The 26686-nt window shown below is 61.2% G+C and carries 24 protein-coding genes and 1 riboswitch; of the genes, 12 read left to right on the forward strand and 12 right to left on the reverse strand.

What is annotated here, in order from left to right; translation table 11 throughout:
* Window positions 1-55 precede the first annotated feature (55 nt).
* From V8Z65_RS08105 to V8Z65_RS08120, 4 genes are all read right to left on the reverse strand, one after another.
* Window positions 56-1051 carry an ABC transporter substrate-binding protein gene (locus V8Z65_RS08105; protein ID WP_338723672.1) on the reverse strand — a complete coding sequence of 332 codons (996 nt, stop codon included), beginning with the start codon at window positions 1049-1051 and terminating at the stop codon, window positions 56-58.
* Between the two features lie 2 nt (window positions 1052-1053).
* Window positions 1054-1803, reverse strand: a complete 750-nt coding sequence (locus V8Z65_RS08110; protein WP_338723673.1) for an ABC transporter ATP-binding protein — start codon at window positions 1801-1803, stop codon at window positions 1054-1056.
* On the reverse strand, window positions 1800-2594 hold the full coding sequence (locus V8Z65_RS08115; RefSeq protein ID WP_338723674.1) for an ABC transporter permease: 795 nt from the start codon (window positions 2592-2594) through the stop codon (window positions 1800-1802). The genes V8Z65_RS08110 and V8Z65_RS08115 overlap by 4 nt, the downstream gene beginning before the upstream one ends.
* Window positions 2595-2608: 14 nt before the next feature.
* The gene (locus tag V8Z65_RS08120; protein ID WP_338723675.1) at window positions 2609-3217 is read right to left on the reverse strand and encodes a YkoF family thiamine/hydroxymethylpyrimidine-binding protein; all 609 of its coding nucleotides are present in this window, start codon (window positions 3215-3217) and stop codon (window positions 2609-2611) included.
* Window positions 3208-3320, reverse strand: a riboswitch (TPP riboswitch). (Overlaps the previous gene by 10 nt.)
* A 135-nt stretch (window positions 3321-3455) precedes the next feature.
* Here V8Z65_RS08120 and V8Z65_RS08125 point away from each other — a divergent pair.
* The 3 genes from V8Z65_RS08125 (at window position 3456) to V8Z65_RS08135 (ending at window position 5773) form a co-directional block, all read left to right on the forward strand.
* Window positions 3456-3803, forward strand: a complete 348-nt coding sequence (locus V8Z65_RS08125; protein ID WP_338723676.1) for a hypothetical protein — start codon at window positions 3456-3458, stop codon at window positions 3801-3803.
* A 129-nt stretch (window positions 3804-3932) separates the two neighbouring features.
* On the forward strand, window positions 3933-4274 hold the full coding sequence (locus V8Z65_RS08130; RefSeq protein WP_338723678.1) for a hypothetical protein: 342 nt from the start codon (window positions 3933-3935) through the stop codon (window positions 4272-4274).
* Between the two features lie 53 nt (window positions 4275-4327).
* Window positions 4328-5773, forward strand: a complete 1446-nt coding sequence (locus V8Z65_RS08135; RefSeq protein ID WP_338723679.1) for a multicopper oxidase family protein — start codon at window positions 4328-4330, stop codon at window positions 5771-5773.
* Between the two features lie 90 nt (window positions 5774-5863).
* Here the strand turns inward: V8Z65_RS08135 and V8Z65_RS08140 are convergent, their stop codons facing one another.
* The gene (locus V8Z65_RS08140; protein WP_338723680.1) at window positions 5864-8233 is read right to left on the reverse strand and encodes a heavy metal translocating P-type ATPase; all 2370 of its coding nucleotides are present in this window, start codon (window positions 8231-8233) and stop codon (window positions 5864-5866) included.
* Window positions 8234-8341: 108 nt separating this feature from the next.
* Window positions 8342-8977 (reverse strand): cation transporter, encoded by a 636-nt coding sequence (locus V8Z65_RS08145; protein ID WP_338723681.1) that lies wholly within the window; start codon window positions 8975-8977, stop codon window positions 8342-8344.
* A 71-nt stretch (window positions 8978-9048) separates the two neighbouring features.
* Between V8Z65_RS08145 and V8Z65_RS08150 the strand changes: the two genes are divergently transcribed.
* Window positions 9049-9441 carry a helix-turn-helix domain-containing protein gene (locus V8Z65_RS08150; protein WP_338723682.1) on the forward strand — a complete coding sequence of 131 codons (393 nt, stop codon included), beginning with the start codon at window positions 9049-9051 and terminating at the stop codon, window positions 9439-9441.
* 893 nt (window positions 9442-10334) lie between these two features.
* Here the strand turns inward: V8Z65_RS08150 and V8Z65_RS08155 are convergent.
* Entirely contained in the window at window positions 10335-11375 is a 1041-nt protein-coding gene (locus V8Z65_RS08155) for an AraC family transcriptional regulator (RefSeq protein ID WP_338723684.1), read from the reverse strand.
* Between the two features lie 475 nt (window positions 11376-11850).
* Between V8Z65_RS08155 and V8Z65_RS08160 the strand changes: the two genes are divergently transcribed.
* From V8Z65_RS08160 to V8Z65_RS08185, 6 genes are all read left to right on the forward strand, one after another.
* The gene (locus tag V8Z65_RS08160) at window positions 11851-12834 is read left to right on the forward strand and encodes a UDP-glucuronic acid decarboxylase family protein (RefSeq protein ID WP_338723685.1); all 984 of its coding nucleotides are present in this window, start codon (window positions 11851-11853) and stop codon (window positions 12832-12834) included.
* A complete protein-coding gene (galE, locus tag V8Z65_RS08165) occupies window positions 12834-13823 on the forward strand; it encodes a UDP-glucose 4-epimerase GalE (RefSeq protein WP_338723988.1) in 990 nt (329 codons plus the stop codon). Before V8Z65_RS08160 ends, galE begins: the two co-directional genes overlap by 1 nt.
* Window positions 13820-15676: a glycosyltransferase family 2 protein gene (locus V8Z65_RS08170; RefSeq protein WP_338723686.1), complete on the forward strand. Its 1857-nt coding sequence runs from the start codon at window positions 13820-13822 to the stop codon at window positions 15674-15676. Before galE ends, V8Z65_RS08170 begins: the two co-directional genes overlap by 4 nt.
* 26 nt (window positions 15677-15702) lie before the next feature.
* Entirely contained in the window at window positions 15703-17118 is a 1416-nt protein-coding gene (locus V8Z65_RS08175; protein WP_338723688.1) for a UDP-glucose/GDP-mannose dehydrogenase family protein, read from the forward strand.
* Between the two features lie 44 nt (window positions 17119-17162).
* Entirely contained in the window at window positions 17163-18116 is a 954-nt protein-coding gene (locus V8Z65_RS08180; RefSeq protein WP_338723690.1) for a glycoside hydrolase family 26 protein, read from the forward strand.
* A 69-nt stretch (window positions 18117-18185) separates the two neighbouring features.
* The gene (locus V8Z65_RS08185; protein ID WP_338723692.1) at window positions 18186-18353 is read left to right on the forward strand and encodes a hypothetical protein; all 168 of its coding nucleotides are present in this window, start codon (window positions 18186-18188) and stop codon (window positions 18351-18353) included.
* Window positions 18354-18911: 558 nt separating this feature from the next.
* Here the strand turns inward: V8Z65_RS08185 and V8Z65_RS08190 are convergent.
* A complete protein-coding gene (locus tag V8Z65_RS08190) occupies window positions 18912-19649 on the reverse strand; it encodes a WYL domain-containing protein (protein ID WP_338723694.1) in 738 nt (245 codons plus the stop codon).
* Between the two features lie 78 nt (window positions 19650-19727).
* On the opposite strand from V8Z65_RS08190, the gene V8Z65_RS08195 reads away from it, so the two are divergent.
* Together V8Z65_RS08195 and mazG are read left to right on the forward strand one after the other, a co-directional pair.
* Window positions 19728-20045, forward strand: coding sequence for an antibiotic biosynthesis monooxygenase (locus V8Z65_RS08195; RefSeq protein WP_338723696.1), 318 nt, complete (start codon window positions 19728-19730; stop codon window positions 20043-20045).
* 118 nt (window positions 20046-20163) lie between these two features.
* Window positions 20164-20973 (forward strand): nucleoside triphosphate pyrophosphohydrolase, encoded by an 810-nt coding sequence (gene mazG, locus V8Z65_RS08200; protein ID WP_338723697.1) that lies wholly within the window; start codon window positions 20164-20166, stop codon window positions 20971-20973.
* Between the two features lie 100 nt (window positions 20974-21073).
* Here the strand turns inward: mazG and hflX are convergent, their stop codons facing one another.
* The 4 genes from hflX to V8Z65_RS08220 all read right to left on the reverse strand — a co-directional run bounded on the left by hflX (window position 21074) and on the right by V8Z65_RS08220 (window position 26603).
* Complete coding sequence (hflX, locus tag V8Z65_RS08205; protein ID WP_338723698.1) at window positions 21074-22441, reverse strand: GTPase HflX; 1368 nt, start codon at window positions 22439-22441, stop codon at window positions 21074-21076.
* Window positions 22442-22449: 8 nt separating this feature from the next.
* Window positions 22450-22701 carry an RNA chaperone Hfq gene (hfq, locus tag V8Z65_RS08210; protein WP_104894367.1) on the reverse strand — a complete coding sequence of 84 codons (252 nt, stop codon included), beginning with the start codon at window positions 22699-22701 and terminating at the stop codon, window positions 22450-22452.
* Window positions 22702-22884: 183 nt separating this feature from the next.
* Window positions 22885-24267, reverse strand: a complete 1383-nt coding sequence (locus tag V8Z65_RS08215) for a sigma-54 dependent transcriptional regulator (RefSeq protein WP_338723699.1) — start codon at window positions 24265-24267, stop codon at window positions 22885-22887.
* Window positions 24268-24269: 2 nt separating this feature from the next.
* On the reverse strand, window positions 24270-26603 hold the full coding sequence (locus tag V8Z65_RS08220; RefSeq protein ID WP_338723700.1) for a PAS domain-containing sensor histidine kinase: 2334 nt from the start codon (window positions 26601-26603) through the stop codon (window positions 24270-24272).
* Window positions 26604-26686: the final 83 nt, after the last annotated feature.

A 26686-nucleotide genomic window follows, 5' to 3' on the forward strand; every position in this document is an offset into this window, starting at 1 on the left:
GCTAACGTCAGCAAACGGCCCCACCAATGGTGGAGCCACCAGCGGACGGTTCTCTTTATGGCTCAACGCCTAACAGGCGGTTGGTAAAGTAACCCGAGAAGTCGGGCTTTTCCGCCACGACCACGCCATTTCCGTCCTTGAGCAGCCCGGCGCCGAAAAGAAAATTGCCCATCGCGTCCATCTTTTCCGGGTCGATGACGCCGATCGTGCCGTCCTCGGCGCGAAGATAGTGACCATCGATCAGCGCCTGGAGTGAGGCCCGCACAAAGTCGCGGTCGAGCAGGGTATCCGCATTGGCCGCGACCAGAATGTCAGTGGCTTCGTCCGGATGTTCGACGGCATAGGCATAGCCGCGCCGGCTGGCCGAAATGAAGGCGCCGGCCGTGTCGGCGTGCTCGGCAAGATAGGCATCGGTGGTACCAAGAAAGTTGGTGTGCTGGTCGGGAACGCCATAATCGGCGTAGCGGAAGGCGCGCTGCGCCGGACCATCGCGCTCTGCCTTTATACCTTCCCAGGTATAGACTTCGAGGGTGAAATCGACGGCGCCATTGGCCAGTGCCTCATAGGCCGATGTGCCAAGGGTCACGGTTTCGAACGTGCCGTCCCCGCCATCCTGCCTGATAATGGTGCCGATCAGCGCCGTCTCCCAGCCGCTGCCGAAGCCGGCATAGATTTTTCCGTCCAGATCTCGGGGTGTCTGAATGTCGTCTCGATCGGCCTTGAACACCAGCCGCCCGGTCTCGGTTTGCACCAGCGCATAGGTCGCGACCAGATCAGCGCCGGCTGTGCGTTGGGTGAACAGGCCGATAGAGCCCAGAATGCCGAAATCGGCCACGTGGTTGGCAACCAGCGTGGCTGCGGAGGTGTCCGTATAGGGCAGGATTTCGAGCTCGATGCCGGCCTCCTGGTAAAACCCTTTCGCCTGAGCGACGAATAGGCCGATGTGATTGGTGTTGGGCGTCCAGTCGAGCGCCACGCTTACCGGCTCGGCCAGGACCGGGCTGGCGCTCAAGGCGGCCATAAATATCAGGGAAGCGCGAAAATGCGACATGATCATTCCTCTAGTGTGAGCAGGGTTTGCAGGATTTCGGCCTCTATCGCGGAGAGAGCCTTGTCGCCCGCGGCGGGACGTGGATGAGGCAGCGGGATATCGTAATGGCGCGATATTCTGGCCGGGCGTGGCGAGAGCACATAGACCCGGTCGGACAGGAAAACCGCCTCGCGCACATCGTGGGTGATCAGCAGCACGGTCCAGTCGTGATGCACGCGCATGCTTGCAAGCCAGCGTTGCATCCTGGTCCTCGTTAGCGCGTCCAGGGCGCCGAATGGTTCATCGAGCAGCAACATGGACCTTTGCTGGGCCACCGTGCGCAGCAAAGCCACACGCTGGCGCATCCCGCCCGAGAGCTGGGACGGATAATGCCGCTCGAAGCCCGACAGGCCGAACTCAGCAAACAGGGGCAGGGCCCTTTCGCGGGCCGCCGCCCGGCTCATGCCCTGCACTTCAAGACCGAGCGTGGCGTTGTCGATGATGCGACGCCAGGGCATCAGCGCATCACGTTGCGGCATGAAGGCAAAGCGATGGCTATTCGCTTCGAGCGGGGCGCCGGCACATAGAATATCGCCGCCATCATGTCGAAGCGCGCCGGTCAATAGCTGCAATATGGTGGATTTGCCGGCCCCTGACGGCCCCAGGATGGACACGAATTCGCCTGGGTGAACCGAAAGGCTGATGTCGGCCAGCACGGCGAGTTGATCGAAGCTCTTCGAGACGGATCTGAGTTCCAGTCGCGGCACGCTCATCGCTCGCGCGCCCCCAATCGCGCCCAGGGCATGGCCAGTCGTTGCAGCAGGACTGTTGTACCGAAAAGGCAAAGGGTGAGCGCTGCGCTGACAAAGACCGCGGCCAGGACCAGGTCCGGCCGGAAATTGTTCTTGGCGTTGAGGATATAGATGCCCAGGCCCCGGACGGCGCCTGCATATTCGGCGAAGATCGCCCCGACCACGGCATAGGTGATCGATATCCTGAGCCCGGCGAAGAAATAGGGCAGGGCGGACGGCAAACGAGCAGCCATGAAGATGCGCCAGCGCGACGCGCCCATGGAAGCAAGAAGCGACTCTATATCGCGATCGGTCGAGTCATAGCCCTGCACCAGGGCGACCAGCATGGGAAAAAACGTCACCAGCGCGACCAGCACGATCTTGGGCATCAGACCGAAGCCGAACCAGAGCACCACAAGGGGCGCGATCGCCACCAGCGGCAGGGTCTGGGTGATGACCAGGACTGGGAACACGGCCCGCTGCAGTGGACGAAAGAAGTCCAGCAGCAGCGAGAACAGGAAGGCGGCGCCGAGCGAACAGGAAAAGCCGAACAGGGTGGCTTGCAGCGTCGCCAGCGTGTGGAGGGCCAGTGCCTCGCGCTGCTGGTAACCCTGAACGAGCACGCGCGACGGCGCCGACAGGGCCGTAGGAGAGATGCCCGACTGCCGGACATATAATTCCCAGGCGAGAAAGAGGGCCGAGACGGACAGAACCGCCGGCCAGGCATGGGCAAACAGGCGGGCAACGCCCGACCAGGCTGAACGTATCGACATGACGACGCTCCGGCCTAGCGCGCGCTTGGGCTATTGGCCGATACGGTCAGATCGATGGTAACATGCCCTTCAGGCGGCCCGAAGCGGCAGAATGCCTGCTCCAGAGTGGCAAAAAGGGCGCCGGTATCGCCGCTGAGCTTGGTTGCGAAATGCTTTGACGCCTCGAATGTGCCCGAGGCCTTGAGAAAGTCGATGCAGCCGTAAATCTCGTCCATGTGCCGGTCTTGGCCCATGACATAGAGCGAGAACTGCGCCACCGAGAAGACATCTGTCTCCGGCGCGCTGGAGACCGCAGCCAGGGCGCTTTCCTGCCGCTCGGCCAGTGGCAACATCGGCCCCGCCAAGTGCTGCGACTGGCAAATGGCATCGTCGGGCTCGCCCGGGCACCCGCGCGAGATGGCAGCCGAGAGAACGCTGTGCACACCGGTCCGGGCGGCGGCTGTAAAAACGTCGCGCAGCGCCGGAAACAGCAGTTCGGGCGGACCGACCAGCAATGTGGATATATCGTCAGTCTCGATGCGCAGACGATCCCGATAGGGATCGAGCGCCTTCAATGCGCTCATGATGACAGCGACGAAATCGCCGGTCATGGGATAAAGGGAAATTTGCGCGCCAGAAAACATGAACCGCCTCGCTCCGCTGGTATTACCCAGATCAGCTTTAGGGTCCGAAGGCTTGCCGCCCCCATCTCAGCCCCGACCGTACGGAGCACCCCTGTGGATGGCGCGGACCATAGACGACATCGATGAGCTTTCGCAACCCTCCTCGGCTCTCGGAAAAATCCCAATAGCTGCCAGCGGGGCCGTTCCGCCAATATGGGCGCACGAAGACCGTTCATCGCAACATGCAGGCAGGCACCGAATGACCAAGCTGACCGGATTAGCCACCGCACTTCTCGTCGCACTCGCGGCCGCCACTTTTCCAGTTTCGGCCAATGCTGCGCAGACCATCGAATATACGGGTCAGGATCTGAAAGTGGACACCGCCATAGCGATCTACTTCGCAGACGGCGACCGGCAATCGGAGCCTTACTATTTCTCGCTGAGCGGCCAGCTAACGCAAATGGTGATGTGCAAGGCCACCTTCGATTCGCAGAAAAGCCGAATTCTGACCGCTTTGCGCAGCCACCCCGATTTCAAGCGGCGCACGCCTGTGGCCGCCGCATGCGCCCGAACCAATAAGACGCCGCTGAACCCGTTCGCGCGCTAGTCTCGCCGGGTTCGACGCTATCGCCCGATATGTCGTCATGCGCTCGTTCGGTCGCAATCGCGTGTAGGGTCTTGACCCTACCATGTGGCAAGGTCGCATGGATAAGGCGTATCTGGCTGCTGAGTGGGCATGAACGCGATGGTGCGAATAGTGCTGACCGTATTGATGGCGCTAACGCTGAACGCCTCGATGGTCTTTGCCGCGACGACGCAATCGCCCGGGCACCATACCGAGGCCGTCACCGTCCGGCACTGTGACCATCATGGTCACCGCATGCAGATGTCAGACCATGCGCATGCAGCCAATCTCGATGATTGTCAGCGGCAGGTTTGTCCCTCCTGCACAGGCCTGCCGCCGCTTTTGCCGGTCCTGTTGCATCAGGCTGAAACCAACGCAGTTGAGCCGTTTGCGCTGCGCTATTGGTCGCCGTCCTGGCGGCCGCCTCTGTTCCGGCCACCTATCCAAATCTGAACCTTTTGACGGCCCTTGGGCCGGGTCCCGATTTTCAGATTTGGAGTATTTCCATGAGCACGCAGCTCTCTCGTCGCGCCTTTCTCGGCGCCTCTCTCGCCTTGGCCGGCAGCATCGCCCTGCCGCGCTTTGCCCTGGCACAACAGCCACCAGCCCGCACTTTGATTGCCGAGCGTCGTGTCATCGACGTGCTGGGCAGGCCAGCCAATGTTTTCGGCATCCGCGCCGGCAACGGGGGGCAGGGCCTGTTCCTGCCGGCCGGCGAACGCTTTCTGGTCGATCTGGAAAACCGGATCGGCGCCCAAACCATTATCCACTGGCATGGGCAGGTCCCTGATCCGGCCCAGGATGGTGTCTCCGACACCGGCTATGTCTCGCCGTTAGCCGACGGCGAAATCCGGGGCTTCGACTTTCCCGCGCGAACCGGGACGCATTGGATGCACTCGCATCACGGGCTTCAGGAACAATCGATGCTCGCCGCCCCGCTGGTCGTCTATACCGCGGAGGACGAGGCGGCCGATATGCAGGATGAAACGGTCCTCCTGCACGATTTCTCGTTCCGCCGCCCCGATGACATCCTTGCAGAACTGACCGGCGGGCAGGTCGGTGGCCACGACATGGCCAACATGTCCGGCGGCGAAATGTCCATGGGCGGTGGCATGATGATGGGCAGCATGGATCACGGGATGATGTCCATGGACCTCAACGACGTCGTCTATGATGCCTTCCTGGCCAATGATCGCACGCTGGACGATCCGCAGATCATCCGGACCGAGACTAATGGCAGGGTTCGGCTGCGGCTGATCAATGGGGCGACCTCGAGCGCCTTCTGGATCAATCTGGGCGATGCCGAAGCCACCGTCCTAGCCGTTGACGGCAATGACGCGGAACCGATCAGCGGCAATCGTTTTCCGATGACGCCCGCCCAGCGGCTCGACCTCCTGATCGACATGAAGGGCCGGTCCGTGGTACCCGTCCTGGCCCAGGTCGAGGGCCTGGCCGACCGCACCGGCATTATCATCGCGGTCAATGGCGCCGAGATCCCCAAAATCTCACGGATCGCGGAGCAGACCGAGGTTCCGATCGATCTGTCCCTGGAAGAAAAGCTGGTCGCTCGTCATCCCCTGACGGCCATGCCAGCCGACCGCACGATCCAGACCATGATCATGGGGGCAATGGCGCCCTACGCCTGGAACCTCGACAATGCGCCCTGGCCGAACCGCCGGCCGCTGAGCGTGGTCGAGGGCGAACGCGTAACGCTCGAGATCATGAACCATTCGATGATGGCCCATCCCATGCATCTGCATGGCCACCATTTCCAGGTGACTTCACTCAATGGCCGGTCCTTGAACGGTGCCATGCGCGACACCGTCCTGGTGCCCCCCATGGCGACGGTCGGCGTCAGCTTCGATGCCGACAATCCGGGGCGCTGGTTGTTCCACTGCCACAATCTCTATCACATGGCCACGGGCATGATGACCGAGCTTGTCTACGGCTGACGCCCAGCCTTAATAGCGCCGGTTCCGTCCGCCCGGAAGATCGGGCAGGGCGGAACCAGCCCCCTTTTGCGACCTGCGCTCAGGCCGCGCCTAATTGATCCGCGCGGATCGCAACCGCAGCGAATTGCCGATCACGCTCACAGACGACAGGGCCATGGCCGCCGCCGCAATGGCTGGCGAGAGGGTCAGTCCGAAGAACGGGTAGAGCACGCCTGCCGCGATCGGGACTCCGGCCGCATTGTAGACAAAAGCCAGGAACAGGTTCTGGCGGATATTCTGCATGGTGACCCGCGATAGGCGTCGCGCCCGGGCAATGCCGATCAGATCGCCATTGAGCAGGGTCACACCGGCGCTTTCCATAGCCACGTCCGTTCCGGTGCCCATGGCAATGCCGACATCGGCCGCGGCCAGGGCCGGCGCGTCATTGACGCCGTCGCCCGCCATCGCCACCACCTTGCCCTGCGCACGCAGATGCTCGACCACCGCGCTTTTGCGCTCGGGCAGCACGTCGGCCTCGACCTCGTCGATCCCCAATTTTGCACCGACGGCTTTGGCGGTCACGGCATTATCGCCCGTCATCATCACCACGCCGATCCCCTGGCTCCGCAGATCTGCCAAGGCCTCAGCCGTGGTGGCCCGGATCGGGTCGGCTATCCCCAGGGCGCCCGCGACTTTGCCGTCGACAGCGACCAGAACCACCGTCGCGCCCTGGGCACGCACATCGTCGGCGCGGGATCTCCAGAGGTCCAGTGCCACGCCCTCGGCCTCAAGATATTTGGCGCTGCCGATCAGAACCCGCCGACCATCGACCGTGCCGGTCAAACCCTTGCCGACCGGCGAATCCACGTCACTCGGCGCGGAAAGCCGGAGCTTGCGCTCCTCCGCCGCGGCAACGATGGCCATGCCCAGAGGATGCTCGCTGGCCCGTTCCAGGCTGGCTGCCAGCGCCAGAAGCTGAGCCTCGTCCATGCCGTCGGCGGGCAATATCTGGGTAAGGCTTGGTTGCCCCTCCGTCAGCGTGCCCGTCTTGTCGACTACGATGGTGTCGATCTTTTCCAGCCGCTCGAGAGCTTCAGCATTCTTGATCAGGAGACCCAGTTGGGCGCCTTTGCCCACGCCCACCATGATGGACATCGGCGTGGCCAGGCCCAGGGCACAGGGGCAAGCGATGATGAGAACTGAAACCGCCGCCACCAGGGCATGCGCCAGGCGCGGTTCGGGACCCCAGATCATCCAGACCACAAAGGCTGCCAGGGCAATAATGATCACCAGCGGCACGAACCAGCCCGAAACCTGGTCGGCCAGCCGTTGGATCGGCGCCCGCGAGCGTTGCGCAGCCGCCACCAATTGCACAATGCGCGACAACATGGTGTCACGCCCGATTTCGGTGGCCTGCATGACGAGGCCCCCCGAGCGATTGATCGTGCCGCCGATCAGCCGCGCACCTTCGGTCTTGGTGACCGGCATGGATTCTCCGGTGACCATGGATTCATCGACCGCGCTGCGCCCTTCCAGCACCGTGCCATCCACTGGCACCTTTTCGCCTGGCCGGACGCGCAAATGGTCGCCGACCACTACTGCCTCGATGTCCACTTCCTCGTCGGAGCCATCGGGCCGGATGCGCCTGGCCGTCTTGGGCGCGAGACCGAGCAGGGCCTTCATTGCCCCCGATGTCTGTTCGCGGGCCCGAAGTTCAAGAACCTGTCCCAGAAGCGCCAGTGCGGTAATGACCGCTGCCGCTTCGAAATAGACCGGCACCGCGCCGCCCATGCCGCGCATGGAGGGTGGGAAAATGCCTGGTACAAGCGTCGCCAGCATCGAATAGAGCCAAGCAACGCCAATGCCCATGGCAATCAGCGTGAACATGTTCAGGCTGCGGTTGACCACAGACGCAGCACCGCGTTCAAAGAATGGCCATCCGGCCCAGAGGACGACCGGCGTAGCCAGGACCAACTGGATCCAGTTCAGCGCCTGGGCAGACAGCACACTATGCAGGTCGACCAGATGCGCGGCCATCTCCAGGACAAAGACCGGCACGGCAAGGGCGGTGCCGATCCAGAAGCGCCGGGTCATATCGCGCAATTCTGGACTAGGCGCATCGTCGGTGCTGGGCATTTCCGGTTCCAGTGCCATGCCGCAAATGGGGCAGGAGCCAGGCTCGGACCGCCGGATTTGCGGATGCATGGGACACGTCCAGATCGTTCCGGCGGGTGCCGGCCTGGCCGGGGTCTCAGGCGGCGCGCCATATTGCTCCGGATTTGCCACAAACTTGTCGTGGCAGTTCTGCGAGCAGAAATAGTAGGTTAGCCCTGCATGGCTAGTCTGAAATTTGGCCGTCGACGGGTCCACGTCCATGCCGCAAACCGGATCTTTGGCCATATTTGGCGACCGCTTGGAGTGATGCTGATGCGACGAATGATCCTGCGTGTGCGCTTGGTGGTGGGTGTGATCGGCCGACATGGTGCACCTCTTTGACCGATCTATTGTGCACCTTCCCACGGTGGCAAGGTCAACCCGCTTTCTTCCGCGCCCACGATGAGACGAGCGGTGTCCCGGCAGTCCTTGCCATCAGGTGGCCACAGAACGCCCCTGCCGCAATTCGCGCTTCGCCTGGGGCAGCACCGCGGCGGCACCCTGAATGGCCAATACTGCCATGATGCCAGCCACGATAATGTCGGGCCAGCCCGTTCCCGTCCCGAACACGCCGAGAGCGGCAAGCAGAACGGCGATATTGCCCAAAACGTCGTTGCGCGTGCAAATCCAGGCCGAACGCATATTGCTGTCACCCTGCCGAAACCGCCACAGGACCCAGAATGACGCGGCGTTGGCCGCCAATGCCGCAGCGCCGACAACGCCCATCGTATAAGCCTCGGGCACCGTGCCGGTCCACAGATGCCAGGCGGCCACGCCAAGCACCCAGACCCCGAAGATTAGCATGCTCGCCGCCTTGGCCAGGGCCGCATAGGCACGGGCCTGCAAACTCAACCCGACCACGAAAAGGCTGATGCCGTAATTGGCGGCATCGCCGAGAAAATCGAGCGAGTCCGCCTGCAGCGAGGCCGACCCGGACAGAAAACCAGCACCGATCTCGACCAGGAACATCGCAGCATTGATCGCTAGAACCAGCCATAGGGCAGGGCGGTATCCCCTGCTGACGCCTGGCCTTTCCGGTTCGCCCTGGTGTCCGCAGCAATGCGCGCTCATGGGATCTCCTTGTCTTGTTCCAGTCACAAGCCTACATTCTCTAGTCACTAGAGGATCAAGAGGACAGGTCGATGGGCATTCCGATCGGCAAGGCGGCGCTGCGGACCGGCCTAAAAGTGCCCACCATTCGCTATTACGAAGAGATCGGACTTCTCCGCATCGCCGATCGAACCGGCAGCAATCGCCGGATTTTTGGCGAAGAGGACATCCGTCGCCTTGGCTTCATCCGCCACGCCCGCGAGCTGGGCTTCGACATCGAGGCAGTCCGCCAGCTTCTTGACCTTCAGGACCGGCCGGATCGCTCCTGTGCCGCCGTCGACGCCATCGCAACTGAACGGCTTGTCGAAGTGCGCCAGAGGATCGAAGCGCTAAGATCGCTGCAAGCCGAGTTGGAGCGCATGCTCGAAAGTTGCACTCACGGTGTCGTCGGTGAATGCCGCGTCATCGAGGCACTCAGCCCATAACGACGAAAGGCGCGCTTACCGCCGTACAACCGCCGATCCGTTCCTAGGGCGAGCGTCGAACGTTCAATGCACCAATGCGCAAGGCGGAGGGTCGATGTGACGGAAGCCATCACCTGCATCCTGTTTCCAACAAAATATGTCGACACCCGGTTTGTGGCGTAGCATAGGAAAAATGCCACGCAATCCGGCAATTCCAGACATATAAAAGTTCCATAATATATATTATGCGAAAAACGGATTGCTGGGTCTGGTCCCACATATGTTCGTCCCCTGTCGCGTTCGCCTTGGTGTTCGGCCGGCATTTGGCGACGGGTCTTGTTCTGGCAGGCCATGCAGCCTCGAGGAGCGCTTCACGCCCTCGGCGCGCGCTAGCATGTTCGCAGCACCCGCCCGGGGTCTTTGATGCTCGACGTCATGTAGTGTTTCGGCAATAGCTCGGTGACCCACGATCAAGGAGTCATACGAGCGGAATTTTCTGGCAGGTCAGAACGCATTGAGAACAACGTCAAGACGCAATCGATAGGCCAACTGCGGCGAAGAACCAGGCACTCCGCCCCTTTTCAGACCCAATGTCGTCCGCGCCTCATCTGGCGCGCCATGTGTGAGGTAGCGACAGATGCAGTGCGAGGGGCTCGGCGTCGCCAGATGGATGGTGGGGATCCATTGCCCGCTTGTGTTCCTATGCATCCAGGGGCCGACAGGCAGCAAACGACCCCTACCCCACCTTGTGGCCGACCGCGCCAGCGCGGCCGGATTTCCAGTAAGCCTGCAGATGGTCGACATAAACGCTGGTGGAATCGATGGAGCTTGTCACCGGCCTTTGACATCAATTGCCGTGAGCGCGACCCCAGACCGTTTCGCACGCGACCAGTGCGGCAGACCTAAAAGAGCTCTCAACGCCCGAGAGCGGCGAGCCAGTCCCCAAAGTCAGTCATGGTGTCCGATACGTTCATGCCGCGATACGCGGCATGTTCGGCTGCGGCCTGCTCACGTGCTTCGCGGGGGCTGTAGCCGAACTCCAGCTTGAATGCGCGGCTGAAATGGGCCGGAGAATCGAAGCCTGCGGTCTCCGCAATGTCCAAGATGCGCTTCTTGTTGGCCGGATCGCAGAGCGCCGCGTGGGCCGCCAGCAGCCGTCTCCTTCTTATGTGGTGCAGGACGCCGCCACTGGGCTCGAACAGCTGGTAAAGCCGCGTGCGGGACGTGGCGAGCTCCTGGCACAGGCTCTCAGGCGTCAAGTCGGGCGAGTCCAGGTTCTGTCTTATGTAGCGGCGCGCCCGCTCCATCAGACCCACGCCGTGATACTCCGCATGCCTAAGCTCGACCGAGGAAAGGCTTGCGACCACCATATCGCGAAGGGTGCTGACAATTCCGGAGATATCTTCCGCCACAAGGCTGCGCAAGGAGGTTTCCACGCTGCTCACATAGTCGATCAGCAAATGGGCTAGATTGCCTGACAGCACCGTATTGTTGGCATCATCAAGAACTGTTGCCGAGTCGCCAAACAGATCGCGAGGAAGATAAACGAAAACAGCTTCCGCATCGGTAATGCGACCCCGGAACGGGTGTCCAAGCGTACGGACCTCCACCTTGCCGGGCTGGCTCTCAGCAACGTGGCCATCCACCTCCGTCCAGCTCCGTCCGCTCCGCAAGATGCCGATGCGCCAATGGTCGATCGGACTGGCGCGCAGCCGTGCTGCCGACCGCCAGTAGCTATGCGCTGCGACGCGGTGCTGAACAATAAGTGCACCGCCCAAATTCCATGCAATGTGTTCGGCAGCAAAACCGTCCGCGCACGCCCGATCGTCAGGCAACCGGTACTCGGCGACCGACGCCATATAGGATTGCCACGCGCTGAACTGCTGCTCTTTCGGCACGCCCCGCGTGGAAAACTCAAGTGGCTTCAGAATTGGAGGCCCGTGCGTGTCGGGCACCTCCCCATCCGGATGCTCTTCCCGCGGCCAACGCCGCCGCTCCAACCTCGGCTTTACCGCAGAAGATACGGCCTCGCCGGCTTTCGCCTCGGGGGCTCGATGGTCCCGCCCGCCATTCATCTGTTACCTCGCCTCGCCCTTGGCTCCCACAGGTGCTGGATACCCGTACCTAAAAACGGGCCGGCGATGCGCCTGGTTCCGCGGCAGATGGCATCCAGACGAAACGTCTGGCCCTGCTCACAAATACGAAAAAAATGTACGCCGCGGCAAGTTCGCGGATTCTCCGGTAATGACAGGCTAGGATTGGTAACATATTTTGAACAAACGGTCTCAATGGAAATTTAACAATAAACCATTCCACGGCCATCAAATATAAATAACGATTTAAACTCGCCACCATTCATGACTGTTCTATTTATGACAACGTTTCGGCGCGGTCTGGTGGATTTGTATTGTTATAGGGAGGTGTCGAATTATGCAAAAAAAAGAAGTATCAAAAAAAATACTTGTTACTGGAGGGGCGGGTTTTCTTGGGTCACATTTGTGTGAGGCGCTTCTGCGCTCTGGCCATCGTGTGACCTGCCTAGACAATTTCTCCACTGGTCTGCGCCGGAACATCCAGCATTTGGAAAACGCCAAAGGCTTCGATTTCATTGAGCACGATATCATCACGCCCATCGACCTGGACGTCGATCAGATATTCAACCTCGCCTGCCCTGCATCGCCGCCACACTACCAGGCGGACCCGGTGCACACGACGCTAACCAGTGTCCTGGGTTCGCTGAACCTTCTCGAACTCGCGCGGCGCCGTGGTGCGCGCATTTTCCAGGCCTCCACCTCCGAGGTCTATGGCGATCCTTACGTGCATCCCCAGGTCGAAAGTTACTGGGGCAACGTTAACTCGTTCGGTCCGCGGGCCTGTTATGACGAGGGCAAACGGTGCGCCGAGACACTGTTCTTCGATTACCACCAGAGCCATGGCGTAGCGATAAAGATCGCGCGCATCTTCAATACCTATGGACCACGCATGGGGCCCGATGACGGCCGCGTTGTTTCCAACTTCATCGTTCAGGCGCTGAAGGGGGACGATATCACCGTCTATGGCGACGGAAGCCAGACCCGGTCCTTCTGCTTCGTGGACGACCTGATTGACGGCTTCCTGCGCCTCATGGCGTCGCCGGAGACTTTTACCGGGCCCGTCAACCTTGGCAATCCATGCGAATTCACCATTGGCGCATTGGCCAGACACGTGATTGAGCTGACCGGTTCAACTTCGAGGATGGTCTATCGTCCGCTGCCGGTCGATGATCCCCGGCAGCGCCGCCCGAACATATCGTTCGCCATGCGAGAGCTCGATTGGCAGCCGCGCACGACGCTACTGGCCGGCCTCAAAAAAACCATCCGCCATTTCGAACGCCTGCTGGCAAACCCAGAGCTCGAATTCGCTGAGGTGGCATGATGTCACCCGAACGGATTCTCATCACCGGCGGAGCCGGCTTCATTGGAAGCCATACCGCAAAGCTGCTGAGCGCCAGCGGCATCGAGCCCGTTGTCTTCGACAACCTCTCGACCGGCAACCGCTCATCGGTGCGCTGGGGTCCGTTCGTCCAGGGCGACATCCTGGACACCCCCCTGCTCGCCCGCACAATCGCGCGCTACAGGCCCACAGCCGTCATTCATTTCGCCGCCTCCGCCTATGTCGGCGAATCCGTGGAAGATCCGGCCAAATACTACCGGAACAACCTGGTAGGAACGCTCTCGCTGCTCGACGCCTGCCTCCAGAGCCGGCTCAGCAACATTATCTTCTCTTCAAGCTGTGCGACCTACGGGGTGCCGGCGCATCTTCCAATCAGCGAAGACACACCGCAGAGCCCGATCAATCCCTATGGGCGCACGAAGCTGATCGCCGAGCATATGCTGCGCGACTACGCGGCTGCCTATGGTCTGCGATATGTAGCTCTGCGCTATTTCAACGCGTGCGGTGCCGATCCCGACGGCGAAATCGGGGAATGGCATTCCCCCGAAACGCACCTGGTCCCGCGCGCGCTGATGGCCACGGCCGGTATTATTCCGTTCCTTGAGGTCTTTGGCGACGACTACGAAACCGCAGACGGGACATGCGTTCGCGACTATATCCATGTCGCGGACCTGGCACAGGCCCATGTCCTTGCCTACAAATATCTGTCGGCGGGAGGGCGCGACCTTGTGGTCAATGTCGGCACCGGCCGCGGCACCTCCATTCGCGAAATTCTTACCGCAATCCATTCCATGACCGGCATCGAGGTTCCGGTCCGCATGCATCCGAGGCGTGCAGGTGATCCGCCCACGCTCTACGCCGACCCGAGTCTGGCACGGGCGACAATTGGCTTTGCCGCCGAACATTCCGACCTCGCGACGATCTTGCGCACCGCCGCTCCGTTTTTTGGGTTGGAGGTGCAGTCACCATGAACATCGCTCCCAAAAAAGCCACCGGATCGGCCCAGCCAGGCGGCGAACCGCTGCTGGTATCCGTTTTCACCAAGCACCAGAAGATCGAGTATGTGGTCGGCAGCGCGATATGGTTTGCGGCCCTTGTCTATTTCTGGTCGTGGTGGCTACAGCCCGAACATCACGTCAGCGCGGTCGGCTCAATCCTGGTCACCGCGACGCTGGGCTGGGTAACACTTCTACCGGCGTATTTTTTGCTGATTTTTTACCGCGGCCGGAAACCGAACGGCCCGTTGCGGCTCCCGGCAGGCAGTCGTATCGCCATGGTGGTGACCAAGGCTCCGGCCGAGCCGTTCCCCGTTGTGGCAGAGACGCTGCTGGCGATGCTTGCCCAGGATATTCCCCACGACACATGGCTGGCAGACGAAGATCCTTCCTCCGAGACGCTCGCCTGGTGCCGCATGCATGGCGTGTTCGTCAGCACTCGTAAGGGCCGCGCCGACTACCATCGCACGACCTGGCCCCGGCGCACGCGCTGCAAAGAGGGCAATCTCGCCTTCTTTTACGACCACTACGGCTATGGGCGCTACGACTTCGTTGCGCAGCTCGACGCCGACCATGTCCCCGAGCCCGGCTATCTCTTTGAGATATTGCGGCCGTTTGCCGATCCCGCCATAGGCTATGTCTCTGCGCCCAGCATATGCGACCGCAATGCCCAGGAAAGCTGGTCCGCACGCGGCAGGCTCTACGCCGAAGCGAGCATGCATGGCTCGCTTCAGGCCGGCCATAATGGCGGGCTCGCACCATTGTGCATCGGCTCACATTATGCCGTGCGTACCAAGGCGCTGGAACAGATCGGCGGCCTCGGTCCCGAGCTTGCTGAAGACCATTCCACGACCTTGATGATGAACGCCCATGGTTGGCGCGGCGTGCACGCCCTGGACGCGATTGCCCATGGCGACGGACCGCGCACCTTTGCCGACCTTGTGACCCAGGAATTCCAATGGTCGCGCAGCCTGGTCACGATTCTCCTGCAGTATTCACCTTCGTTGATCGGCAAGCTGCCGTTGCGTCTGAAGTTTCAGTTCCTGTTTTCGCAGCTCTGGTATCCAATGTTCGCGCTTTTTGGTGCGCTGATGTTCGCGATGCCGATCGTCGCTCTCCTGCGCGGCGAGAACTTTGTCGCCGTTGCCTATCCCGTTTTCTTCGCCCATTCCGCACCCTTGTCTATCATCCTGATAGTTTTGGCCTACCGCTGGCGCGCCGGCGGCACCTTCCGTCCGTTCGACGCCAAGGTGCTGAGCTGGGAGGCAGCTCTCTTCCTTTTGGCCCGCTGGCCATGGGCACTTGCGGGATGCGCGGCCGCCGTTCGTGATTGGCTCACAGGCTCTTTTGTGGATTTCCGCGTCACGCCCAAGGGAACCTCCGAAGTGGGTGCCCTGCCCCTGCGCGTGCTGGCTCCTTACGGCGTGCTCTCGCTGGTCTCGATATTGCCCGTTCTGGCTGTACCCGATGCAGGTGAAACAAGTGGCTTCTATCTTTTTGCCATCGTGAATGCGTCGCTCTACGCGATCCTCCTGCTGGTCATAATCGCCCAGCACGCCCACGAGAATGCGATCCGGATGTGGAGCCGGTTCTATCGACCCGCAATGGCGGCCGCCGTCCTGGCGCTCTTTGTACTGCCGGGCGTTGCCACGGCCGAACGCGGGCAACGAGGGCTTGAGGGGCTCGCCTGGGGTGCGGGCAATTTCCGTCTGTTCGAACAACGCTATTCGGTCGCCGGCGCCGGTATGGGCAGCCCCGGGCTGGTCACAACCATCTTCAGCCCAAGCTGGCGGGTAACCAATCCGCCGCAGCACAACGAACTGAAATAAGGAAAGGGCGCTTTGCGCAGGAACCCATGAAAATAGCAGTTATCGGAACTGGATATGTCGGTCTTGTCAGTGGCTCCTGTTTTGCCCAATGGGGCAACGAGGTCGTCTGCGTCGACAAGAATGCAGAGAAAATCTCAGGCCTGCAGCAGGGCAAGCTGCCCATCTATGAGCCGGGGCTGGACGAGATTCTGGAGCGCAACGTCGTTGCCGGCCGGCTGTCTTTTACCAGTGACACCGCCGCAGCCTTGAAGGACGCCACCGCCGTGTTCATTGCGGTGGGCACGCCTCCGCGGCCCGGTCACGGGGATGCTGATCTTTCCTTCGTCTATATGGCAGCCAGAGAAATTGCGCCGCTTCTTGCGGAAAATGCCGTGGTCGTCGTCAAGTCCACCGTCCCCGTCGGGACGGGTGACGCTGTTGAGAAGATCATCGCCACCGAGCGAGCCCACGGCACCTTCTCTGTGGCCTCCAATCCCGAATTTCTCAGGGAAGGAGTGGCCATCCGCGACTTCCTTGCACCCGACCGGGTCGTGATCGGCGTTGCTGACGAGCGCGCCCGCGAAGTTCTGACAGAAATCTACAGCGGACCGCTGGCGAAGACCAATTCGCCTATCGTGGTAACACAGCGGCGCACGTCCGAGCTCATCAAATATGCCGCAAATGCTTTTCTCGCGACCAAGATCACCTTCATCAACGAGCTGGCCGATCTTTGTGAGCAAGTGGGCTCCGACGTCGGCGAACTTGCCTTGGGCATGGGGCTCGACCAGCGTATTGGAGCCAGCTTCCTCAATGCCGGCCCGGGTTACGGTGGCTCCTGCTTTCCAAAGGATACCCTGGCGCTTCTGAGGACCGCACAAGATCACGGGGTGGCCCTGCGCATCGTCGAGCAAACCGTGGGCGTCAACGAAGCGCGCAAACGCAAGATGGCGCTCAAGGTGATGGACGCCGTCGGAGGCGATGTCGACGGGCTTACCATCGCGGTCTTTGGCCTAACCTTCAAACCTGACACCGACGATATGCGCGAAGCGCCCTCGGTGCCGTTGATCGAGACGTTGCAGCGCTTCGGTGCCGCTATACGCGCGCATGACCCGGTCGGCATGGATAATGCCGCACGGATACTGGAGAACGTCGCGTTTTTTGAAGACCCCTATGAGTGCGCGCGCGACGCCGATGCCGTTGTCATCGTTACGGGGTGGGACAGCATCCGGCGCCTTGACCTTGTCCGCCTGCGTCGGATGACGCGCTCACCGCATCTGGTCGATCTGCGTGGTGCGTTCCAGGAAGGCCGAGCCGAGGCCGCGGGTTTCCACGTTTGCACCGTCGGTCGCCCCACAACACGTCCTGTTGAACCGGCACCGGACCTTCTGGACACAAAGAACCACCTGCACAGCGCAGTTGCGCCCAATGGCCGGCGCGTTTTCATGGGGGGATACGAGCATTGAGCAAACCGTCAACAACAACGTAGAGAGTCAAATGGAGAAACAAGATGAACAGGAAATCGAAAACTGCAGTCATCGTGACTGCGATCGCATTGGCGTCGGGAGCGGTGCTCGCGGCCAATACCCCCCGCGGCATCCCTGATTCGAACTCGGCCACGGCCGGCGCCACATCCGACAAACGACCGAACATGGCTCCGCCTGCGATCACCTTCGGGGCCTATGATCCTCATGGGGACTTTGGAGACGATCCCAATTCAACGATCGAGCATCTCTTTCTCCCCTGGGAGGACGTTGATCTTTCCACGCTCGCGTTGGCCGATGACTACGCGTTGGCCCGTGGCCGCTCACTCCTCATCAGCGTGGAGCCATGGTCCTGGGACCGCGACTGGCGCGTATCCTCGCAAGAACTCTATCTCGGCATCGCAAATGGCAGCTACGACACCAATGTCGCAGTGGTTTGTTCGGAGATAGCCAGGCTCAAGAGCCCTGTTACCGTCCGTTTCGCACAGGAAATGGACGAAGAGGACAATCAGTTCAGTTGGGCGCAATGGTCCGGACCAGAATACATCGAGGCTTATCGACGCTTCGTATCCGGGTGCCGCCAGCATCTGAACAACGCCATGTTCATGTGGTCCCCAAAGGGCAATGAAGACCTTCAAGACTACTATCCGGGCGACGATTTTGTAGATGTCATCGGCCTGTCGGTCTTCGGCTTCCAGCCCTATGACCAAGCCAAAGCCGGCGGCGACCAGACGTTCGCCGAGCGCCTGATGCCCGGCTACACCCTAGTCAAGGACTATGGGAAACCGATCGTGGTCGCCGAGCTTGGCTACGAGGGTGACCAAACCTATGTCCGCCAATGGGCGGAGTCAGTAACAAGGCGTCACGCCGAGTTCCCGGGCCTTACAGCCGTTGTGTATTTCAATGATCGCGAGGTCTATCCGTGGCCGGACGATTTTGGGCTTCCCGACTGGCGGGTTGTCCAGGAATCAGCGAACTGATGCGCAAAGCGGCAATGTGGTGGCGTGGCGACCATGTCGTCACGCTCGTGCGCCGGACCGCAATATGTCTTGACGATAGCCAAGGCCGTTGGGCATCCGGTCTACAAAGCCCGGCGCATGCTGACTATTCCCGGAAAAGTCCGGGATTCAGCGTTGCTCGGCCTGCCGCTTTATCGCCGAGCAGAGCGCGCGAAACATGTGGACGTTCTTCCGAAGCCGCTCGGCGAGCAGACATAGGGTGCATTACCGACATACTCGTTGCTCGCAAGCTTTATGGCGGGCTTCTCGACAGGTTTGGTATCGGCAGGTTTAGTGACGGCACTGCGTGACAGCACCGGCGCCTTGCCGGCGTCCAATTGGGTGCATCCGGCCATCGGGACGAGCAAGAATGCGGCGCCCGCTATAGCTAGTATGTGCTTGGAAACGGTCGTGCGACCCCGAATTGCATGTTCCATTGAGCCCGTACCCTTCAATTAGCCATGCGGAATCGATACTCCATAATGGTTAATTGGCCATGTAAGAAGCCCCGAAGAGCGGCATTTTCCCAGAATGTGTCGGTTGTCCCCAGGGTTCGCAACGCGAAGCGAACGCAACGCCGGATGAGACCCAATCTGTTGAAGGCCCCTGGACGAGGACAACCGCCCCATAATTTTTACCTTTGCCCGGCGCTTCGCCGGTCGGCCGCTACCGGCCTGAACCGGTCGCTGTCACCTTAAGGAGTAGTCGTCAGCTTAGCCCTGCGAACAGACTGCTTTCTGCTTCACCAAGGCCTCAGCCCACACGCAGCGTAGCAGTTCAAGGCACGATGATATCGGCGCCTTCCAGGCCAATCCGGAAGTCGTCGACCGCCCGCAGTTTGAAATGATCGTCGAGTGGTTGGACGGCGAGCAGCCTGTCGCAGCGGAATGTGCGGACGGCCTGGCGTCCGGGATCATATGCCAGGACATACCAGACCGGATAATTGAGCAGCAGATATTGCGGCTCGATGTGTCTTTCGGTCTTGCTGCCTGCCCCATCGCTATAGGTGATCTGCGCGACCCTCATCGTCAAAAAGGCCTCATGCAGCGCCTCGACCACACGCGTTCTGGGCGCTCTATAATTCGACATCACCGCCGCTGATGCCTGCCCACCGATCAGCAGCCGCGCCTTGAGCTGGTTGATCCGACCGCGGTTGGCGGCGGAGAATGAGGCCATCAATTTGCGGCGGATTGGCGCGAGATTGGCCATTAATATGGGTGACCGAGTCTGCTCGGCGACCGCAAGACTGACCAGCAGGTCCACCGCCTCGCGATAATCCAGAGTGAGGCGCCCCACGCCCCAGGTCGAGGTCACCCGGACACCGCCGCCGCGCCCCCTGTCGGCGTCCACCGGCAATCCCCGCTCCCGCAGCAAGGCAATGTCGCGCGTTAGGGTGCGGCGGCTCACCCCGAACTCGGCCGCCAGCGCGCCAATGGCCATCGGCTCATCGGCCTTGAGCCGGCTGGACAGCAGATCCAGTCTGCGCAGGCGGGCGGCGTCGGAAGTGCTGGGCATGATCGAACGAACAAATGCGCTATAAGACGGCTCATATACGTCTAGATCGACACCATCAGCAATCCAATGGAGACAATGATGGATACGATTGTGGAACTGGCGCCGATCAAGCTGGCAGCGGGAAAGTCCGAACAGGACCTGTTGGCGGCGTCGGCGGCCTTCCAGGAGGATTTCCTGACCGGGCAGCCGGGCTTTGTGCGGCGCGAATTGGTCAGAAAATCTGACGGCACCTATCTCGATATCGTCCATTGGCGCAGCGAGGCCGATGCCCACGCGGTCATGGCCAGAACAGGACAGTCGCCCGCCTGCGCGCAATATTTCTCTATGATGGATATGGGCGATAGCGACGGGACCGGTGGCATCGAGTTTTTCAGCTCATTGGCCGCTTACGAATAGCCCGGAGAACGGGGCGCCCGCCGCGGCGCCCCGATCATCCCATCAAAACGGGACCAACCCGTCCCATCTCTGCTTCCCTTTTGATATGGTGCCCCCGACGAATCCGAGGACATCTGTCATGCAACCATCCCGCGACATTTCCCGCCTGATCGAGATCATGGCCGCATTGCGCGACCCGAACGGCGGCTGCCCCTGGGATCTGGTGCAGGATTTCCGGTCCATCCGCCATTACACGATCGAAGAAGCCTACGAGGTTGCCGACGCCATTGAGCGGGAGGATTTCGGCGATCTGCGCGAGGAACTGGGCGATCTGCTGCTGCAGCCGATTTATCACGCCCAGATGGCCAAGGAGGCCGGCCATTTCGACATTGGCGATGTCGTTCACGCCATTACCGAAAAGCTGATCCGCCGCCATCCGCATGTCTTTGGCGACGTGGTCGCCGACGGCGCAGTGGACGCACAAGACCGCTGGGAGGCGATCAAGGTGGGCGAACGCGCCGCCAAGGCCGAGCGCAAGGGCGACGCCGCTCCCTCAATTCTCGATGACGTACCCCAGGTCTTGCCTGCTCTCGCGCGCGCCGAAAAGCTGACCAAGCGCGCGGCCAAAGTGGGTTTTGACTGGCCCGACCTGCCCGCTGTGCGCGCCAAGATCGAGGAAGAACTGGCCGAAGTAGCCGAGGCCGAAGCCTCTGGCGACGAGACAGCCCTGCGCGAGGAGATCGGCGACCTGCTTTTCGCCGTGGCCAATCTGGCACGCAAGGCCGGCGTCGATCCCGAAGCCGCTCTACGCGACGCCAATTCCAAATTCACCCGGCGCTTTCACTATGTCGAAGCGCGCTGCCGTGAGGACGGGATCGATGCCGCCTCCGCCGGGCTGGATCGGCTGGATGGCTATTGGAACGAAATCCGGGCGCAGGACAAGGCCTAGAGCGTATCCAGCAAAAGTGGCAGCGGTTTTGCGGCTCGGAAAGGCGACAAAACAAGGGCCTAGAACAGTTTCAGCGTTTCGACGAAACAGGAAAACTGTTCTAGAGGTCGGACACCGCGATCCGGCCATTGAAGCGCTCGAGAAATGCCGCGCGGTGCCGCGGATCGACCCGCACGACCAGGTCCGAGCCACTCTCGCCTGAATCGTCCCGCGAGATTACCTCGGCATTGGTATGCAGCCAGCCGATATCGCCGCCGGCGCTATAGGGCACATGCACGTGATAGGTGCGGCCCTGTTCGCCCAGCAATTGCTCGATCTTCAATTTGAGAGCATCGAGCCCCTGCCCCTTATGCGCCGAGACCGGCATTGTGGCCACCACCTTGCCGGCCGGCGCAACCCCGGCCAGGGTCAATTCGGGCTCGTCAAGCAGATCGATCTTGTTCCAGATCTCGATGATCGGCGTGGTCTCCGAGGAAACGCCCAATTCTTCGAGCACGGTCAGCACATCCTGGGCCTGTGCCGCATGGTCAGGATTGGCAATGTCGCGTACGTGAAGAATGATATCGGCGTCCACCACCTCTTCCAGCGTCGCCCGGAAAGCCGCCACCAGATCATGCGGCAGGTCGGCAACAAAGCCCACCGTGTCGCTCAACATCACCTCGCGCCCATGTGGCAGCGCGATCTTGCGCACCGTCGTGTCCAGCGTGGCGAAAAGCAGATTCTCCGCAAACACCCCTGCCCCGGTCAACACATTGAACAGGCTCGACTTTCCCGCATTGGTATAGCCGACCAGCGCCACAACCGGGATTAGCGCCTTGGTGCGCTGCCGGCGCTGCTGCTCGCGGGTCTTCTTGACCTTGTCCAGCCGATTTTCCAGCAGCACGATGCGCTCGGTGATCTGGCGGCGATCGCTTTCGATCTGGGTTTCGCCCGGACCGCCCATAAAGCCGGTGCCCCCGCTGCCGCGTTGGCGCTCGAGGTGGGTCCATGAGCGCACCAGGCGCCCTTTCTGGTAATTGAGATGCGCCAGCTCCACCTGCAACACGCCTTCGCGCGTCGCCGCCCGCTCCCCGAAAATTTCGAGGATCAGCGCCGTGCGGTCGAGGACCTTGCTGCCGGTTTCCCGTTCGAGATTGCGCTGTTGAATGGGTGTAAGCGCCGCATCGACCAGCAGGAGCTCGATATGCTCGGCCTTTACCTTCTCGGCCAGCGCCGCAACATGGCCGGCCCCGATATAGGTGGCCGGCCGGATCTCGCGCACCTTGACCACATCGGAAAACGCGATCTCGAGCGCAATGGCGCGGGCCAGTCCCTCGAACTCGGCCTGGCGTGCGCCGATGTCGTGATAGCTGGATTTCCCGCGCACATCGGGACAGACAAGCCCCGTCCGCGTCGGCTGCGCCCGCCGGTCGATATAGGGCTTGGGGCCGCCCGACCGGGCGTCCCCCTCGTCGTCAAATTCGTGCATATAAGCGGTCAGTCGTGATCGGTGCTCTGCTCGGGATCGAACAACTGGATCGGCGCGCCGGGCATGATGGTTGAAATGGCGTGCTTATAGACCAGTTGCGACTGCGCGTCACGCCGCAGCAACAGGCAGAAATTATCGAACCAGGTGATCACGCCCTGCAGCTTGACCCCATTCACCAGAAAAATGGTGACCGGCACCTTCTGCTTGCGAACGTGATTGAGAAAGGAATCCTGCAGGTTTTGCTGCTTTTCGCTAGCCATTTTTGGCCTCTTTGCCGCGGCTTTATTGTCGCTGTTGTTTCCGCAAGAACTTGCGTCCGGTCCTCAATGAACTGCCGCCCAATCCGCGAGGCCCGAATTATAATATGTAAACCACTATGGCATAGTTGCGCCGGACTGCCTACCCGCCCCAACCGCATGGCTGGGGCTATTTTCATCGTATTTTCAAAGCCCCAGCGATTTGATCTTGCGATGGAGCGCGCTGCGTTCCATCCCGACGAACTCCGCCGTTTTCGAGATATTGCCGCCAAACCGCTCAATCTGGGCCAATAGATATTGCCGCTCAAATACCTCGCGCGCATCGCGCAGCGGCAGGCTCATCAGATGTGCGGACGCATCGGCATCGCCAACCGTGGGCAGCACTTCGCCAATGTCCGACGGCAGCATGGACGCGGTGATGACACCACCCTCGGGCTGCTGGTCCTTCATCAGGATCAGCAGCCGCTCGATGGAATTGCGCAATTGGCGGGCATTGCCCGGCCAGTCCTGCGCCTGCAACACCGCCATGGCATCCTCGCCGATCACCAGCCGCTGCAGGCTATGCATCTTGCACACCTGCTCGATGAAGACCGTCACCAGCGGCGGCACATCCTCGCGCCGCTCCTTGAGCGGCGTCAACGGCAGCGGCACGATGGAGAGGCGATGGAACAGATCCGAGCGGAATTCCCCACCCTCCACCTGCGCCGCCACATTCTGCGAGCTCGAGGAAATGATGCGGACATCGATCGGCACGGCCTGCGTACCACCCACGCGCTGAAACCGGTTTTCCACCAGGGTTCGCAGCAAGGTCGTCTGCACCTGCTGGGGCAAGGTGGTCACCTCGGAAAGGTATAGCGTGCCGCCGTGAGCTCGTTCGAGCGCCCCCACCTCGACCTTGAGCAGACCCGATTTGTCGCGTGCCTCGCGCCCGAACAGCACCACCGGCACTTCTTCGGGCGCATAGAGCGATGCATTGATCTCGACAAAGGGCGCATTGGCGCGCGGGCTGCGCTGGTGAATCTGCCGGGCGACCAAGCCCTTGCCGGCGCCGCTGGGGCCGGAAATGAAAATGCGCGAATTGGTCGGCGCCGATTTCTCGATGATCCCGCGCACCTGCTGCAATGCCGGCGAGGTGCCCACCATGTCCACGCTTTTGCTCGCCGACCGCTCCTTGAGTTCAGCCACTTCGCTGCGCAGCCGCGTGGCCTCCATGGCCCGCTGCGTCACATGCAGCAGCCTGTCGATCTTGAACGGCTTTTCGATATAGTCATAAGCGCCGCGCCGGATAGCCGAGACGGCGGTTTCCACATTGCCGTGACCGGAAATCATGACGACCGGCATTTCGGGATGCTGGCTCTGGAACACATCGAGCAATTGCAGCCCGTCCAGCCGCGATCCCTGCATCCAGATGTCGAGAAACACCAGGCTTGGCCGGCGCCGCGCGATTTCGTTGAGCCCGCTATCGGCGTCATGCGCCTGGCGCGCCTCATAGCCCTCATCCTCAAGGATACCTGCGATCAGGTCGCGGATATCGTCCTCGTCGTCGATGATCAGAATGTCCAAAGCCATTTTTACTTATGAACAACCGCAGGCAAATGCGGCTCCTCCTGTTGGGCAGGATTGTCGTCCGCCGCCGCGGTTCCTGTCTCTGTGGTGCTCTTTGCAGGTGAATGCAAAGGAAGGGTGAAGGTGACGCATGCGCCCACCCGACCCTGCGGATCGGGCTCCGCGTCGATCAGCTCGACGATGCCGCCATGCTGCTCGATAATCCGGGCCACAATGGCAAGACCAAGGCCGGTGCCCTTCTCCCTGGTGGTCATATAGGGCTCGAGCAGCCTTTGTCTATTTTCCGCCGGCCAGCCCTTGCCATTGTCCGACACCGATATGCGGGCATGATTGCCCTCCACATGGGCCTCCACAATTATGGTGGGCTGCCAATCGGCGGCAAGCGATATGCCCTCGAAGGCCTCGACGGCATTCTTGATCAGATTGGTCAGCGACTGGGACACCAGCCGCGTGTCGAACCAGGCGGTAATGCTGTCGTCGGGCAGCAGCGTGACGATATTGACCTCGGGCAGGCGGACGCTTTCGAGGAACACGGCCTGGCGGATAACGTCACTGAGATCGGCCGTTTCCGGCGCCGATTCAGGCATCCGGGCAAAGGCCGAGAATTCATCGACCATGCGGCCGATATCCCCGACCTGCCGGACAATGGTATTGATACATTTGTCGAACACGTCGCGGTCGTCTTCCAGCTTGTTGCCATAGCGCCTGCGCAGGCGTTCGGCCGAAAGCTGGATAGGGGTCAGAGGATTTTTGATTTCATGGGCAATGCGCCGCGCGACATCGGCCCAGGCACTGGTCCGCTGGGCCGATTCCAGGTCGGTAATATCGTCGAAGGTCAGCACATAGCCCTTGGATTCGGTAATCGAACCCTCGCGCGTAAGCTGCACCTGGTAAATGCGCCGGTCTGTTTCATTGCCGAGCTGAATCTGGTCGCGCACCTGTCCTCGGCGGGCCGAGCGCGCCTTGTCCAGCGTCGCGGCCAGCTCGGGCATGATCGTGTCCATCGACTCGCCCATCAGCTCGATTTCCGTGCGGCCCAGCATTTCGCAGGCCCGCGCATTGACCAGCGTCACCGCCCCATAGGGATCGAGCCCGATAATGCCCGCCGACACGCCTTCCACCACCGCCTCGGTGAACTGGCGGCGCTTCTCGTTGACCTCATTGGCCTTGAGCAGGTCCAGCCGTTGCGATTTGAGCTGCTGGGTCATGCGGTTAAAGCCATTGCTGAGGTCCCTCAGGTCACCCCTGCCCTCCTGCACCGGCACCTGCACGTCCAGATCGCCCGAACTCACCCGGCGTGACGCGATCATCAGGTTCCGGATAGGGTCGACAAAGCGGTTGGCCAGCGCGATACCCACCCAGAGCGCGGCCAGCAGCAGCACCACGGCTAGGCCGACATACATGATCGTGAAGGTGATCTGGAACACAAGTCGGTTCGAGGCGTACTGACGATATTCTGTGATATTTTCGTCGGTTAGCCGCATATATTCAAGCACTTCCGCATCTACCGGACGCGCGACGAACAGGAAAATGTCGTCATAGCCGCGCAGCTTGATCACGGAACCCACGAACTGGGTCGATCCGGGCGCGATTGGGGTCGGAATGCCTTCGACAACGCCGTCGGTCACACCAGCCGGCAGCGCCGGATAGGCCCCCGCCACATTGATCTGCGCCCGCATCAGCGTCTCGCCTTCCCGGTTAATCAATGCCGTGAAGGGCAGCGAGCGCGTGACCGCCAGGGCGGTCAGGATGCGCTCGAAACGCGCCGGTTCCGTTTCATAGGTTTCCCGGGCCTGTTCAAGCTCCGTGGCCACCCAGATAATGTCGTCGCGCAATACCTGGGCGTGCTCGAGCATATAGGAGCGGGCAACCAGGCGTGAGCTCTCCACCATGGCGCGCGTGCGCTCGGAAAACCATTGGTCCAGGCCCTGGTTGAGCGAAATGGTCGCCACGACCGCCACCAGGGCCGCCGGCACCGCCGCCACGAAGGCAAACATGGCCACCATGCGCACCTGCAGCCCTGCCCCCGGCACGCCGCGCAAGCGTGCCTGAAACAGCAGAACCGCCTCAGTCACCACCAGGGCGATAACGAGCAGCACCAATAGGCCCGTGACCACCCAAATGATGGTCCACACAGTGGCGGAAGGCTCGATATTGGTAATGCCCGAGAGAATAAGGAATGATGCCGAGGACATCAGCACCGATGCAAATACGACGACGAAACCCAATACCCGCAGAGAATAGTTCTGCTGAATACCGAGAAAGGGCCGCCGCCCTTTCGACGATTCGTCACGGGGCAGGTTCGATTGCTCTTCGCTGGCTGAGACCAGATCGGCCATAAACTGCCCAATTTCCTTCGCTTCGACCTGGCCCTGCGCCCACCAGGTCCGCTCGTGACCCCTCATGTAGGTACAAAACCCCT

The sequence above is a fragment of the Devosia sp. XK-2 genome (assembly GCF_037113415.1).
Lineage (GTDB): Bacteria > Pseudomonadota > Alphaproteobacteria > Rhizobiales > Devosiaceae > Devosia.